Raw genomic sequence first — 14446 nt, forward strand, 5'->3', positions numbered from 1 at the left:
GGTGACTCTCGCTCCGAGTGGGGCACCTGGCAGGATCGCCGCATGACGGAAACCGGTGACCGGCACACGTATGAGGGCACGCGCGAAGACGCTTACGAGGGCACGCGCGAAGAGGCCCGGGAGCAGGGGATCGCGCGGGCCTGGCGGGACCTCGTCGCCACCGCCCGCCGCAGCGCGGCCGACGGACTGGTCGTCGGCACCTCGGGCAATGTGTCCGTACGGGTCGGAGAGCTGGTCCTCGTCACGCCCAGCGGGGTGCCGTACGACCGGCTGACGCCCGACGACACCGTCGCCGTGGACCTCGACGGCCACCAGGTCATCGGCCGTCTCAGGCCCACCAGCGAGCTGCCGATGCATCTGGAGGTCTACCGGAACGCGGACGCGGGCGCCGTCGTCCACACCCACGCCGTCCACGCCACCGCCGTCTCCACCCTCGTGCCCGAACTCCCGCTGATCCACTACATGGCGGCGGACTTCGGCGGTCCGGTCCGGATCGCCCCCTACGCGATGTACGGCACGGACGCCCTGGCCGAGAACATGGTGCGCGCGCTGCGCGACCGCACGGGCTGTCTGCTCCAGAACCACGGCACCGTCACCCACGCCGCCACCCTGGACCAGGCCTACGACCGTACGGCTCAGCTGGAGTGGATGTGCCGCCTCTGGCTCACGGCGAGTTCCGTCCCCGGCCACGCGCCCAGCCTGCTCTCCCGGCAGCAGGTGCGGGACGTCGAGGAGCGGCTCAAGGGCTACGGCCAGCCGGGCTGACCAGGCGCGCGGCCGGATCAAGCCCCCGGACTGGTGCAAGGCCGTGCCTCCCGTGCCTCCGGTGCCTCCCGTGTCACCCCGGACGGCTGCTCCACTGGCCGTACGGCCCGTCCGTACCGACACTGGGAAAATGCGACCGGCCAGAGCGACGGCAGCAGCCGTCACCACAGTGATCGGTGTCGGCACGGCAGCCGTGGCGGCCGGCCGGTACGCGAGCGACGCCGCGCTCAAGGCGCCTTTCGGACGACCACTGCCGGGCGACCCGCGGCTCACCGTGCACGCCACGGCCGCGGGCCGGGTGACCCTCACGCGCTGTCTGGCCTCCTTGCGCCCCGGGACCTACGGGCTGGAGTCCGCGGACGTCCAGGCGGTCGTCGGGCCCGTCATCGACGACGTACCGCACCCCGCCGACACCGTCGTCCGCCGGCTGGAGCGCGTCAGCCGCGGCACCCTCGGCGCCGGCAGCCGCGTCCGGCTCACCCCCCAGATTCACCACGGCGACCCCGGCAGCGCGCTCGGCCTGGAGTACGACCGGGTGGAGATCCCCGGTGAACTCGGCCCGCTGCCCGGCTGGTTCGTGCCCGGCAGCCGCGAGACCTGGATGATCACCGCACACGGGCTCGGCGCCACCCCGGAGCACCCCATGAACGTCATGGAGTTCCTGGTGGAGCAGCATCTCCCGGTCCTGAACCTGTTCTACCGGGGTGACCAGGGCGCCCCGCGTCCCCCCGACGGCCTCGGGCACCTCGGCGACTCGGAGTGGCGCGACCTCGACGCCGCGATCCGCTTCGCCGTGCGAGGCGGCGCCGAGTACGTGATCCTCTACGGCTGGTCCGTCGGAGCCACGATGGCCCTGCACGCCGCCGGGAAGTCCGGACAGCGCGACCGCATCAAGGGACTCGTCCTGGACAGCCCCGTGCTCGACTGGGAGGCCACCCTGCGCGCCATGGCCACCGCCCGCCGCACCCCCGGCCCGCTCCTGCCCCTCGCCGTCCGCGCCGCACAGGGCCGCACGGGACTGCGCGGCGGCCGGCTGCCCGTGGTCGCCGACCCGGGGAAGCTCGATGTCCCCACGCTGATCGTCCACGGCCCCGACGATGCCCTGTCCCCCTGGTACCCCTCCCGCGAACTGGCCGCCCGCCGCACCGACCTGGTCACCCTGCACACGGTCTCGGACGCCCCGCACGGCGCCATGTGGAACGCGGACCCCACCGGTTACGAGGAAACGCTCCGCCGCTTCCTCACCCCCCTCATGTGACCCCTCGGCACCGTCACTCACACCGGCGCGCGACCTCCGCCGGGTAAGGCCGCCCGCGCTTCTCCGCCACCCCCGGCCACCCTCCGCTCCGGCGTCTTCCCGGGCGGGTGACCGGCGGGTGGAGGTCCGGGCGGCAGGTTCCGTTTGGGCTTTCGGGCAATCAGCGGGAAGACTGCTCCTGTGACGTCCCGAAAGCCTGATGAGCAATTGGCGCGCAACTCCAGACTCCGACTCGTCCGTCCCCGGGCCCTGACCACGGCCCGCCGGGCCGTGACCACCGGGCGAACACGTCCGGCGCCCCGTCCGCCGGAGGGCACACCACCGCGCGCGGAGCTGGCCCGTCAGGCGCGGGCCGTCCTCGCGGACGCCGTGCGGATCGCCCGCTGGGCAGCGGCCGACCGGGACCCCGGAGCGGGCCCGCTGGCCCCGAAGGCCCGCGAACGGGCCGCCGAGGCCATGGAGTTGACGCCGGACCAGGTGAGCGCGGGCTGGGACCGCGCCAGGCTGGCCGGGCTCGTCGAACTGCACGGCGGCACCGCACGCCCCGGCTGGCGCCTGCGCGCCTGGGACCGTGACGAGTCGGCCGTCCTGCGCGGCTGGGTCGCCCTCTTCGACGCCTGGTCGCTCGTCCACGCCGCCCCGGACGACCTCGCCCCCGCGACGGTCGCCGAGGTCGTGGAAGCCGTCCCCCAGGTGCTCTCCCTCCTCCAGCTCTCGGCCGGCCCCGTGCTTGTACCGGCCCTGCTCGACCTGCTCCAGCAGCGCGTCGCGGAACTGCGCGACGAGCGCTGCGAGGTGCCGTACGACCCCACGAACGCCGCGGGTCCCACGGCGCCCGCCGCCGCGCCGGAGCCCCGCCCCGAGCCGGCCCCGGCCACCGCCGCGACCGTCCCGCTGCCGCGGCTTCTCGACTGGGCCCTGGAGGGCCTGGCCGCCGTCGGCGCCCTGACCCTCGGTGAGGGCCAGGCGACCCTCACCCCGCTCGGCAACTGGGCGGTCTGGGTCAAGCTGGAGCAGATCTGTGTCGCCGCCCAGAGCCCGGCGGGCAACATCGAGCAGTCCGCCGAGAACATGCTGCGAGGCTGCGCCCGGCTCACCCCCGGACCCGCCCGCGCCGAATACCGCGCCTGGCTTGCCGCCCGCACCGTCGGCAGCGCGGTCACCGAACTCGTCGCCGTGGCACGCGGCGAGGACGCGCTCCTGCGCGGACTCGCCTTCGAGGCGCTGCGCGTCGTCGGCGCCCCCGCCGAGCCGGAGGTGCGCACCGCGTCGGCCGAACCCTCCCTGCGCCCCTACGCGTTGCTCTGGCTCGCGGAGTACGAAGGCGCGGACCCCGAGGACGCGCCGGACATCCTCACCCGTGAGGAGTCGACCTGGCTCTGGGTCGACACCGCGGCCGCGGTCGCCGACCACGGCGAGACCGCGCTGCTGGTCCGCCACCTCGACTCGGCCGTCCAGGGCACCGTCCCGGCCCTGCTCGACGAGGTCAGGGCCGTCGGCCACCCCCGCACCGTGCAGGTGCTGGTCGCACTGGCGGCCGCGCACCCGGACCCGGCGCTCGCGAAGGCCGTACGCCGGGCGGCTTTCCAGGTCCACACCGGAGGCGCCTGACCGCCCCGCACACCGGCCCGCCCGCCACGCACCGGAGCGCCGGGCCGGCCCAGGCACCAGGGGCCGGAAGGCTCAGCCGGCGGCGCCCGGTGCGTATGTACCGAAGCTCCACACGTTGCCCTCCGCGTCGCGCGCCATGTAGTCCCGGGAGCCGTAGTCCTGGTCCGTGGGCGGCATCAGGATCTCCACTCCCTGGGCCGCGGCGCGCGCGTGGTGCGCGTCGACGTCCTCGACGACCACATAGACCCCGGTGGGCCCGCCGCCCGCCATCGCCTGGGCGAAGACGCCCTCCCTCTTCCTGGACCCCAGCATCACCATGCCGTTCCCATGGGCCAGTTCGGCATGGAGGACGCTGCCGTCCTCGCCCTCGTACACACTCACCTCCGTGAAGCCGAAGGCTTCCTTCAGAGTCCTGATGGCCGCCTTCGCGTCCTCGTAGACGAGCGTCGGACAGATACTCGGCGCACCGGCCATGCTGATCACCCTTCTCCAAGCTCCGGCTGTGACCTGTGTCTCAGTTCCTCCAGTCTGGCAGCGGCCACTGACAACGCAGCCCGGCCGAGTGCTCCCGGGGGACACCCATGGGGCGTAAGCAGTTGTGCGGCCCCGGTAGACTCGGCGGCATGGCATCTCTCCTTGTGCATTAGCCGGCGTCGAAGAATCCCCTCCGCCCGCCCTTCCGCCGTCCATACCCGCCTTGGAGTTTTTCCGTGATCACCGCCACCGGTGTCGAGTTGCGCGCCGGCGCTCGTGTCCTCATCGAGTCAGCCTCCTTCCGTATCGCCAAGGGCGACCGCATCGGCCTCGTCGGCCGTAACGGAGCCGGCAAGACCACCCTCACCAAGTGCCTCGCGGGCGAGGGCATCCCCGCCGCCGGCACCATCACCCGCTCCGGCGAGGTCGGCTATCTGCCGCAGGACCCGCGCACCGGCGACCTCGACACCCTCGCCCGCGACCGCATCCTCTCCGCCCGGGACCTCGACTCCGTCCTGAGGAAGATGCGTGAGAACGAGGACCGGATGGCGAACGGCAAGGGCGCCACCCGTGAGAAGGCGATGAAGAAGTACGAGCGCCTGGAGACGGAGTTCCTCACCAAGGGCGGTTACGCCGCCGAGTCCGAGGCCGCCACCATCGCCGCCGCGCTCGGCCTGCCCGACCGGGTGCTCGGGCAGCCCCTCCATACGCTCTCCGGCGGTCAGCGCCGGCGCGTCGAACTCGCGCGCATCCTCTTCTCGGACGCCGACACGCTGCTGCTGGACGAGCCGACGAACCACCTCGACGCCGACTCCGTCGTCTGGCTGCGGGACTATCTCAAGAGCTACCGCGGCGGCTTCATCGTCATCTCCCACGACGTCGACCTCGTCGAGACGGTCGTCAACAAGGTCTTCTACCTGGACGCCAACCGCTCCCGGATCGACGTCTACAACATGGGCTGGAAGCTCTACCAGCAGCAGCGCGAGTCCGACGAGAAGCGCCGCAAGCGCGAGCGGGCCAACGCGGAGAAGAAGGCCGCCACGCTCAACTCGCAGGCCGACAAGATGCGCGCCAAGGCAACCAAGACCGTTGCCGCGCAGAACATGGCACGCCGCGCCGAGCGCCTGCTGTCGGGCCTGGAGGCCGTACGCCAGTCGGACAAGGTCGCCAAGCTGCGCTTCCCGGACCCCGCGCCGTGCGGCAGGACGCCGCTGACGGCCGAGGGCCTGTCGAAGTCGTACGGCTCCCTGGAAATCTTCACCGACGTCGACCTGGCCATCGACAAGGGCTCGCGCGTCGTCATCCTCGGCCTCAACGGCGCGGGCAAGACCACGCTGCTGCGGCTGCTCGCCGGGGTGGAGAAGCCCGACACCGGCGAAGTCACCCCGGGCCACGGCCTCAAACTCGGCTACTACGCGCAGGAGCACGAGACGCTCGACCCCGAGCGCTCCGTCCTGGAGAACATGCGGTCGTCAGCCCCGGACCTGGACCTGGTCGATGTCCGCAAGACCCTCGGCTCGTTCCTCTTCTCCGGCGACGACGTCGACAAGCCGGCCGGTGTCCTGTCCGGCGGCGAGAAGACCCGCCTCGCGCTCGCGACCCTGGTGGTCTCGTCGGCCAACGTGCTGCTCCTGGACGAGCCCACGAACAACCTCGACCCGGCCAGCCGCGAGGAGATCCTCGGCGCGCTGCGCACATACAAGGGCGCGGTCATCCTGGTCACCCACGACGAGGGCGCCGTCCAGGCGCTCGAACCCGAACGGATCATCCTGCTGCCCGACGGCGTCGAGGACCTGTGGGGCGCGGACTACGCGGATCTGGTGGCGCTGGCCTGACGCGGGACGGGCGTGATCCACTCCGTATGGATCATTCGGCTCAGCGGTGATCCATCATCTGAGTGAGTGCGTCTCGTACTTTGGCGTGGCGTGCCGACGATCAAGGCGTTCCGTGACCAGTTGGATCAGCTTTCCGGCGCACCCTTCCTGACCTGCGGTTTCTTGCGCGGATCCGGCGTTCTGCCTGCGTATGCCGCTCTGGAAGTAGCAATTCCGTTCGTGTTCGAATGCTGCGCTCCGTCGAAGCTTTGGGTGCGAACCTTGCTGAATGGGTGGCCAGGAGCGGCCCGAGGGGTGATCATGAGAAGTCCAGAGCGCACTTCCATGAGGAGGCACGGGTGGCCGAGACTCTGAAGAAGGGCAGCCGGGTAACCGGCCCCGCGCGCGACAAGCTCGCGGCAGACCTGAAGAAGAAGTACGACTCCGGTGCGAGTATCCGTGCGCTGGCCGAGGAAACGGGCCGGTCTTACGGATTCGTCCACCGGATGCTCAGTGAATCCGGAGTCACGCTGCGGGGACGCGGCGGAGCGACACGCGGCAAGAAGGCCTCGGCCTGACGACCGCGTACGGCTTCTCCGGCCACCGGTTCCGCCGGTGACCACCCGGCCGGTCGTCGCGGTCGACCGGGTGGTTACTGTGCAGTCACTTGGCAAGTCCTGCTGACTGCACCGAACCGGAGGCACCCCATGACTTCGCTTGATCCCGTACTCGACAAGGACGGCGTACGGCTCACCGTCGAGGACGCGGTTGCCACGGTGACCCTGACCAACCCGGCCAAGCGCAACGCTCAGTCTCCCGCTCTGTGGCGGGCGTTGACGGAAGCCGGGCAGTCACTGCCGGGCAGCGTGCGGGTCGTCGTGCTGCGCGGCGAAGGCAAGTCCTTCTCCGCGGGCCTCGACCGGCAGGCGTTCAGCCCCGAGGGCTTCGACGGCGATCCTTCCTTCGTGGAGCTGGCACGCCGTTCCGACACGGAACTGGACGCGGCCATCACCGTGTACCAGTCCGCCTTCACCTGGTGGCGCCGGAGCGACATCGTGTCGATCGCCGCTGTCCAGGGACACGCCATCGGCGCCGGATTCCAGCTCGCGCTCGCGTGCGACCTGCGAGTCGTCGCGTCGGACGTGCAGTTCGCCATGCGCGAGACCAGTCTGGGGCTGGTCCCCGACCTCGGCGGCACGCATCCCCTCGTCGGCCTGGTCGGCCACGCCCGCGCGCTGGAGATCTGCGCGACGGGCCGCTTCGTCCAGGCGGACGAGGCCGAGCGCACGGGCCTGGCCAATCTGGTGGTGGAGCCGGCGGAACTGGACGAGGCGGTGAAGGACCTGACCGCGGCCCTGCTCGCCGCGCCGCGCGACGCGACGGTCGAGACGAAGGCCCTGCTGCGGGGCGCCTCGTCACGCACGTACGACGAGCAGCGCGCCGCCGAACGCGCGTCCCAGGCCCGCCGCCTGCGCGACCTGGCGGGCCTCGGCGACTAGGGCGTGTTTGAGAAGTCCCGTCTGGCCCACGACGCCTGGCACGCGCGCTCGCTGCGTTGTTGGAGTCATCCAAGTACGTCCGGTCCATCTACGGGGCTGATCCTCCGCCTTGCGATCGCACGCACCAGACGCCGTGGGCCCCGCCCGATGGGCGGACGACGCTACTTCTAAAACACGCCCTAGGGCCTGTCTTTGGGGTCAGGCCGGATCTTCGCGGGCCCGGAACTGCTGTTACTTGAGGATTGCCAGCATCCGGTCTCCCAGGACCGCGGCCGAGGCCGGGTTCTGCCCGGTGACCAGGTTGCGGTCCTCGACCATGTACGGCTCCCAGACCGGGCCGCGGCTGTAGTTGACCCCGACCTTCTCCTTCACGTCGGTCTCCAGCAGCCACGGGGCCCTGGAGGCCAGCCCCACGCCCTCCTCCTCCTCGTTGGCGAAGCAGGTGATGTTGAAGCCCTCGAACGGCGACTTGCCGTGGATCCTGGTGGCCAGCATCGAGGCCGGTGCGTGACAGACGATGAACAGCGGGTCACCCGAGGCCAGTTGCCGCGTCAGCAGCCGTCCGACATCGGCGTCCCACGCCAGGTCCGACATCGGACCGTGACCGCCCGGCAAGTACACCGCGTCGTAGTCCTCCAGGCGGACGTCCGACACCCGCAGCGGCCGGCGCATCACCTCCGCGGAACGGATGATGGCCTCCAGTTCGAGGGCGCTGTCGTTTCCGCCGGTCATCTCGGGACGCAGACTCATCATGTCGACGTTCGGGGTCACGCCGTTCGGCGTCGCGACGACGACCTCGTGGCCGGCGTCCGTCAGTATCTTGTACGGGTTCGCGAACTCCTCGGCCCAGTATCCCGTCGCGTACCTCGTGCCGTCGTTCAGCACCCAGTAGGTGGCTCCGCTCACGATGAAAAGCACCTTGGACATGGCAAAGGTCCCCTCTCGGACGCGTGTGAAGGTTCCGCCGGACGAGCCACGGGACGACTCGCCGCAGCCGGTTTCCCCCCTTCAGCCAATCTAGGCTCGGTCATTCAGGTGTGCGCGCCGAGATGAGGGGACCGCTGGTCCCCGCGCTTTCTGCTGGGTCAGTCCGTCGTGTCGACCGCCGTGACCAGTACGGCCACCGTCGGGTGACTCGGCAGTGATGCCGTGACCGCCCGGCGGACGGCGCGTACCACCTCCGGCGGGTGATGGCCCCGGGACGTCGCCAGTTCGATGCGGACATGGCCCCTCGTCACGAGCACCGCCGTGCCGAGCGACGCCGACAGATGGGCCACGCCGGGGACGTTCGCCGCCATGACCGCCGCCGTGCCCTTCGGGGCGACCGCGGTTGCCCCGAAGGGCTCAGCGCGCCCGACGGATTCCCCGGAGCCGGCATCCGGCTCCTTGTCCAGCAGCGCCGTCACCCGCAGGTCGACCTCCGTCACCCGCAGGCCGAGCCGGTCCACCGCGTGCGCGTACAGCGCCGTACGAAGCCGCTCGGCCACGTCGGGCAGCGGCTCGCCCGCGACCGCCGCGAAGTCCCCCTCGATACGGAGCACCCCCGGCGGCAGCGCACTGGGCGGCGGCTGCACGGCGGGCCGCTCCGCCGAGCCGGGGTCCACCAGACAGACCCTCAGCCGGCCCAGCACCGCGCCAGGCACTTCCGCCGCCGCGCGCCGCAGCGCGGTCGTCGCCGCCCGTTCGGCCAGCCACGCCCCGTCCGCCGTATCGCCTAGCGGGAGCAGCCGGCCGAGGCCGAGCCGTTCGCGTACCGCCCTGCTCCAGCCGTCCGTACCCGTCCCGCCCTGCCCAGTCGTCATGGCCCCACCCTGCAACATTCCTGGCGCGAGACCGGGCAAGGCGCCCTAATGTGGGCAACGAGTCCATCGGTGCCCGGAAAGGGGCGAATCGCTATGTCCGACACCGCACAGCGCAACCAGTCCGAGCCCTCCTTCAAGCCGTCCGCCGACGAGCAGCGGAAGGCCGCGATGAAGAAGGGCGGCGGCGACCCGGGCGTCCGCGGCCGGACCACCATCGCCGACGGGGTCGTCGAGAAGATCGCCGGCCTCGCCGCCCGTGACGTGCTCGGCGTCCACGCGATGGGCAGCGGCATGTCCCGCACCTTCGGCGCCGTACGGGACAGGGTCCCCGGTGGCTCCAAGTCCGTGTCGCGCGGTGTGAAGGCCGAGGTCGGCGAGGTGCAGACCGCACTCGACCTGGAGATCGTCGTCGACTACGGCGTGGCGATCTCCGACGTCGCCCGCGACGTGAGGGAGAACGTGATCTCCGCCGTCGAACGGATGACGGGCCTTGAGGTCGTCGAGGTCAACATCGCCGTCAGCGATGTGAAGCTGCCCGACGAAGAGGACGAAGAGCCCGAGACCCGGCTCCAGTAACGGCCGGATCCGGAAGACCGAAGAGGAGTCACTCGATGAGCATGGCGGTGGTCGGCCTGTTGGCCGGTATGGCCCTGGCGTTCGCCGGATACTTCGGCGGTTTCGGAGCCTTTCTGCTGGTCGCCGCGTTGGGCGCGGTCGGGTTCGTGGCAGGCCGGTTCCTCGACGGTGATCTGGAAGCGGGCGATCTCTTCCGCGGTCGCGAGCGCCCCGAACGCCGGCGGTGACCGCCCGTGGCCGGTGAGCGGGTGACGGCCCCCGAGCGCGGGGCGACCACGATCGCCGACCGTGTCGTCGCGAAGATCGCGGCGCAGGCGGCGCGGGAGGCACTGGGCGGCGTGCCGGAGGGCGGTGCGGCACCGCACGCGGGCGTCCTGGTCAACCACGGTGTGGCGCGCGTACGGATCGGTGTCGAGCTGGACTACCCCTCCGACATCGGCGCCCAGTGCGGCGCGGTGCGTCACCGGGTCGTCCAGCGGGTACATGCCCTGGCGGGGATGGAGGTGCCCGAAGTGGTGGTCAGGGTCGAACGGCTCCACTCCGTCCACACCCGCGCGGAACAGGGGAGGATCCAATGAGCGAGCCGGACGCCGAGGGGACCGAACGCGCGTCGGGCGCCGTCCGCGCGGACGTGATCGACCTGGACCAGTCGTCCTCCGCCGCGCGGTACGAACCGAGGCGCCCGACGCTGAAGCAGGGCGACGGTGACGGCGACGGGGACACCAAGTCCGGCCGCTTCTGGGCCTGGCGCCGGATCCCCGCCGCCGTGGTCGCTGCGATCCTGCTCGGCGCGGCGGCCCTGCTCCTCTACGACGTCTCGGCCGTACGCGCCGAACACCCCGCCATGTACTGGCGCCGGTGGCTGGCCGACCAACTCGCCACCGTGCCCCTGGACAACAGCTGGGCCCTGGTCGGCTCCGGCCTCACGGGGGCCCTGGGACTCTGGCTGATCGTCCTCGCCCTCACACCGGGGCTGCGCCAGGTGCTGCCGATGCGGCGGGGCCCCTCGCGCGTACGGGCCGGGCTCGACCGGGAGGCGGCGGCGCTGATGCTGCGCGACCGGGCGCTGGAAGTCTCCGGTGTGCAGTCCGTACGGGTACGGGCCCGCCGCTCCAAGGTCCGTGTGCGGGCGGTGTCCCACTTCCGCGAACTCGACGACGTACGCGCCGATCTCGACTCCGCGCTCGGTACCGGCATCGGAGACCTCGGCCTCGTCAGGCCGCCCGCGCTCTCGGTGCACGTCCGCCGGCCGAAGAAGGGATGACGGGATGCTCAGGGTCGTCAACCGTGCCCTGCTGGGCCTCGTCGGGCTGGTGCTGCTCTGCGTCGGCGGCGGGGTGTTCGTGGCGGGTCTGGGCGTGTCCGTGCCGTCCTGGTGGCCCTACACCGGTCGCCACGACGTGCTGCTGAGCGACGCGGACCGGGACCGGTGGAGCGCGCAGAGCTGGTGGTGGCCGGTCGTCATCGCGGTGCTCACGGTCCTGGTGCTGCTGACGCTGTGGTGGCTGCTGTCCCAACTGCGGCGTGCGCGGCTGGGAGAGGTGCTGGTCGAGAGCGGCAACGGTGAGGGCGCGCTGCTGCGGGGGCGGGCGCTGGAGAACGTCCTGGAGAGCGAGGCGCAGGCGCTGCACGGTGTGTCCCGGGCCCGGGTGCGGCTGACGGGGCGGCGCAGTGCGCCGGAGGCGCGGGTACGGCTGCTGCTGGAGCCGCACGCGGCGCCGGGGCAGGCGCTGGAGGAGCTGACGGAGGAGGCGGTGGCGCATGCGCGGGACTCGGCGGGGCTGGAGGCGTTGCCGACGGAGGCGAGGTTGCGGGCCGCGAAGCATCGGGCGCGGCGGGTGGCGTGAGGTTGCGGGCCGCTGCGCGGGGCCTGTTCCCCTACCCGCCCCTTCCCGGCAGCATCGATATGCGGCTCCGCCGCGTGGGGGCTCTGCCCCGGACCCCGTACGGCCTTCGGCCGTGCCCTCAAACGCCGGGCGGGCTGATTTTCGGGGCTCCGCCCCGGGCCCCGCGCCTCGAACGCCGGCGGGGCTGAAGAGGTCTGCCTTGGTCAGTAGCCGTGGCGGATGCCGCCGTCCACCGGGAGCATCAGGCCCGTCAGGTAGGACGCCGCGGGGGAGAGCATGAACGCCGCCGTACGGCCGAACTCGGCCGGCGTGCCGTAGCGGCGCAGCGGTATCCGGGCCTCCTGGGACGCGCGGGCCGCCGCCGGGTCGCCCGACAGGGAGTCCAGTTCACGGACCCGGTCCGTGTCGATGCGGGCCGGCAGCAGGCCGATCACGCGGATGCCGCGCGGGCCCACCTCGCCGGCGAGTGACTTCGCGAATCCCGCCAGGCCCGGCCGCAGGCCGTTTGAGATCGTGAGGCCGCGGATCGGTTCGTAGACCGAGCCGGACAGCACGAGACCGATGACCCCGCCCTCACCCAGCTCCGTGGCCGCCTTGCGCGCCAGCCGTACCGCGCCGAGGAAGACCGAGTCGAACGACGACAGCCACTGTTCGTCCGTCGTGTCCAGCGCGAGCCCCGGCGCCGGGCCGCCGACGCTGATCAGGATCCCGTCGAAGCCGCCGAACCGCGACCGTGCCACGGCTATCAGGCGCTCCGCGACCGAGGGATCGGCGTTGTCCGCGACCACGCCGAACGCGTTCGGGCCGATCGACTCCGCCGCCTCCGTGACGGACTTCTCGTCGCGCCCGGTGACGACCACTTTCGCCCCGTCCGCCACCAGCGCTTCGGCGGACGCGCGCCCCAGTCCCCGGGACGCGCCGGTGACGATGTAGACGCGGTCCTTCAGTCCAAGATCCATGGCCCCTATCCTGCCTCGTCCTCCCGGGCCAGGGCGAGGGCCGTCCCCACGAGCCCGATGTGGCTGAACGCCTGCGGGAAGTTGCCCAGTTGCCGGCCGATCGCCGGATCGTACTCCTCGGCGAGCAGACCGACGTCGTTACGAAGGGCGAGAAGGCGCTCGAAGAGTTCCGTCGCCTCCTCTCCGCGACCCGTCATGAGCAGGGCGTCCGCCAGCCAGAACGAGCAGACGAGGAAGGTGCCTTCGCCGCCCGGCAGCCCGTCGATCGACGCCCCCTCCGTGCTGTAGCGGCGCACCAGCCCGCCCGCTCCCAGCTCCGCCCGCACCGCGTCGACCGTGCCCACCACCCGCGGATCGTCCGGCGGCAGAAAGCCGAAGCGCGGGATCAGCAGGGTCGCCGCGTCCAGTTCGGCCGAACCGTACGCCTGCGTGAAGGTGTTACGAACCGGGTCGAAACCCTTCTCGCACACCTCCCGGTGCACCTCGTCGCGCATCGTCCGCCACCGGTTCACATCACCGCGCAGCGACGGATCGGCCTCCAGCGTCTTGACCGCACGGTCGGCGGCGACCCACGCCATCACCTTGGAGTGCACGAAGTGCTGCCGGGGGCCGCGCACTTCCCACAGGCCCTCGTCCGGCTCGCGCCACTTCGACTCCAGGAAGCCCAGCAGGGCGAGCTGGAGATCCCAGGCGTGCGGCTGCCCCGCGAGGCCGACCTCCCGTGCCACGTGGAGGGAGTCGATGACCTCGCCGTACACGTCGAGCTGGAGCTGCTGGACCGCCTCGTTCCCGGTCCGGACCGGGCGGGAGCCCGCGTAACCGCCGAGCCACGGCAACTCCGTCTCCGGCAGCCGCCGTTCGCCCGCGACCCCGTACATTATCTGGAGGTCGGAGGGGTCACCGGCGACCGCGCGCAGCAGCCAGTCGCGCCACGCCCTGGCCTCGTCGACGTAGCCCGCGGACAGCAGGGCGTTCAGGACGAGCGCCGAGTCGCGCAGCCAGCAGTAGCGGTAGTCCCAGTTCCGTACGCCCCCCAGCTCCTCGGGGAGCGAGGTCGTGGGCGCCGCCACGATGCCGCCCGTCGGGGCGTAGGTGAGCGCCTTGAGCGTGAGCAGGGAGCGCAGGACGGCTTCGCGGTACGGCCCCTTGTACGTACAGTGCCCCGCCCACTCCTCCCAGTCCGCCTTGCTGTGCTCCAGGGCCTCGAACGGGTCGACCAGATCGGGGCGCGGCAGGTGCGAGGGGTGCCAGCTGAGGACGAACGCGACCTTCTCCCCGGCGCCGACGGTGAACGACGAACAGGTGCTGAACTCCTGGCCCCACGTCTTGACCAACGGCTTCTCGTCCGGCGCCGGTTCACCGCCGCCCGGCCGCGCCAGCGAGACGCTCCGCAGCCAGACCGAGTCCGGCCCTGCGACGGCGACGCGCTGCCCGTCGGTCCTGCGTACCCACGGCACGATGGAGCCGTAGTCGAAGCGCAGCCGCAGGGCGGCGCTCATCTCCACCGAGCCGCTGACGCCCTCCACGATGCGTACGACATCGGGCGCGACGTCGCGCTGCGGCATGAAGTCGGTGACCTTCACCGTGCCGCCCCTGGTCTCCCACAGGGTCTCCAGCACCAGCGAATCGCCCGCGTACCGGCGGCTGGTGCACCGGGTGGCACCTCGGGGAGCGAGCAGCCAGTGGCCGTTCTCCTTGCTGCCGAGCAGGGACGCGAAGCACGCGGCGGAGTCGAAGCGCGGCAGGCACAACCAGTCGATGGAGCCGTTCACGCCGACGAGCGCCGCGGTCTGCAAGTCGCCGATGAGGGCGTAGTCCTCGATGCGTTGGGTCACCTCAGC

The 14446-nt window shown here is 71.8% G+C and carries 16 protein-coding genes; 11 read left to right on the plus strand and 5 right to left on the minus strand.

Annotated elements, in window-relative coordinates:
* The first annotated feature begins 42 nt into the window (after positions 1–42).
* The 3 genes from OIE74_RS30380 to OIE74_RS30390 all read left to right on the plus strand — a co-directional run bounded on the left by OIE74_RS30380 (position 43) and on the right by OIE74_RS30390 (position 3634).
* Positions 43–765 (plus strand): class II aldolase/adducin family protein, encoded by a 723-nt coding sequence (locus tag OIE74_RS30380; protein ID WP_329389269.1) that lies wholly within the window; start codon positions 43–45, stop codon positions 763–765.
* Between the two features lie 130 nt (positions 766–895).
* Positions 896–2023 (plus strand): alpha/beta hydrolase, encoded by a 1128-nt coding sequence (locus OIE74_RS30385; RefSeq protein WP_329389271.1) that lies wholly within the window; start codon positions 896–898, stop codon positions 2021–2023.
* A gap of 180 nt (positions 2024–2203) precedes the next feature.
* Positions 2204–3634 (plus strand): hypothetical protein, encoded by a 1431-nt coding sequence (locus tag OIE74_RS30390; RefSeq protein WP_443076275.1) that lies wholly within the window; start codon positions 2204–2206, stop codon positions 3632–3634.
* 72 nt (positions 3635–3706) lie between these two features.
* Here the strand turns inward: OIE74_RS30390 and OIE74_RS30395 are convergent, their stop codons facing one another.
* Positions 3707–4108, minus strand: a complete 402-nt coding sequence (locus tag OIE74_RS30395; protein ID WP_329389275.1) for a VOC family protein — start codon at positions 4106–4108, stop codon at positions 3707–3709.
* A gap of 236 nt (positions 4109–4344) precedes the next feature.
* Here OIE74_RS30395 and OIE74_RS30400 point away from each other — a divergent pair, with 236 nt between their 5' ends.
* From OIE74_RS30400 to OIE74_RS30410, 3 genes are all read left to right on the plus strand, one after another.
* Positions 4345–5943: an ABC-F family ATP-binding cassette domain-containing protein gene (locus tag OIE74_RS30400; protein WP_329389278.1), complete on the plus strand. Its 1599-nt coding sequence runs from the start codon at positions 4345–4347 to the stop codon at positions 5941–5943.
* 338 nt (positions 5944–6281) lie between these two features.
* On the plus strand, positions 6282–6500 hold the full coding sequence (locus tag OIE74_RS30405) for a helix-turn-helix domain-containing protein (RefSeq protein WP_023542602.1): 219 nt from the start codon (positions 6282–6284) through the stop codon (positions 6498–6500).
* Positions 6501–6629: 129 nt separating this feature from the next.
* The gene (locus tag OIE74_RS30410) at positions 6630–7421 is read left to right on the plus strand and encodes an enoyl-CoA hydratase/isomerase family protein (RefSeq protein ID WP_329389280.1); all 792 of its coding nucleotides are present in this window, start codon (positions 6630–6632) and stop codon (positions 7419–7421) included.
* Positions 7422–7652: 231 nt separating this feature from the next.
* On the opposite strand, the gene OIE74_RS30415 is transcribed toward OIE74_RS30410, so the two are convergent.
* Positions 7653–8348: a type 1 glutamine amidotransferase domain-containing protein gene (locus OIE74_RS30415; protein WP_329389282.1), complete on the minus strand. Its 696-nt coding sequence runs from the start codon at positions 8346–8348 to the stop codon at positions 7653–7655.
* A gap of 158 nt (positions 8349–8506) precedes the next feature.
* A complete protein-coding gene (locus OIE74_RS30420) occupies positions 8507–9223 on the minus strand; it encodes a hypothetical protein (protein ID WP_329389284.1) in 717 nt (238 codons plus the stop codon).
* 168 nt (positions 9224–9391) lie between these two features.
* Between OIE74_RS30420 and OIE74_RS30425 the strand changes: the two genes are divergently transcribed.
* Genes OIE74_RS30425 through amaP form a run of 5 tightly spaced genes read left to right on the plus strand, consistent with a single transcriptional unit; the run spans position 9392 to position 11646 of the window.
* Positions 9392–9799 (plus strand): Asp23/Gls24 family envelope stress response protein, encoded by a 408-nt coding sequence (locus OIE74_RS30425; protein WP_384213546.1) that lies wholly within the window; start codon positions 9392–9394, stop codon positions 9797–9799.
* A gap of 35 nt (positions 9800–9834) precedes the next feature.
* Positions 9835–10026, plus strand: coding sequence for a hypothetical protein (locus OIE74_RS30430; protein WP_329389288.1), 192 nt, complete (start codon positions 9835–9837; stop codon positions 10024–10026).
* A gap of 6 nt (positions 10027–10032) precedes the next feature.
* On the plus strand, positions 10033–10377 hold the full coding sequence (locus OIE74_RS30435; protein WP_329389290.1) for a hypothetical protein: 345 nt from the start codon (positions 10033–10035) through the stop codon (positions 10375–10377).
* Positions 10374–11063 (plus strand): DUF6286 domain-containing protein, encoded by a 690-nt coding sequence (locus tag OIE74_RS30440; RefSeq protein ID WP_329389292.1) that lies wholly within the window; start codon positions 10374–10376, stop codon positions 11061–11063. The genes OIE74_RS30435 and OIE74_RS30440 overlap by 4 nt, the downstream gene beginning before the upstream one ends.
* Positions 11064–11067: 4 nt before the next feature.
* On the plus strand, positions 11068–11646 hold the full coding sequence (amaP, locus tag OIE74_RS30445) for an alkaline shock response membrane anchor protein AmaP (protein ID WP_329389294.1): 579 nt from the start codon (positions 11068–11070) through the stop codon (positions 11644–11646).
* Between the two features lie 203 nt (positions 11647–11849).
* Here the strand turns inward: amaP and OIE74_RS30450 are convergent, their stop codons facing one another.
* Positions 11850–12605, minus strand: a complete 756-nt coding sequence (locus OIE74_RS30450; protein WP_329389296.1) for an SDR family oxidoreductase — start codon at positions 12603–12605, stop codon at positions 11850–11852.
* 5 nt (positions 12606–12610) lie between these two features.
* Entirely contained in the window at positions 12611–14440 is a 1830-nt protein-coding gene (locus OIE74_RS30455) for a glycoside hydrolase family 15 protein (RefSeq protein WP_329389298.1), read from the minus strand.
* Positions 14441–14446: the final 6 nt, after the last annotated feature.

The organism is Streptomyces sp. NBC_01716 (assembly GCF_036248275.1).
In the GTDB taxonomy this organism is placed as follows: Bacteria; Actinomycetota; Actinomycetes; order Streptomycetales; family Streptomycetaceae; genus Streptomyces.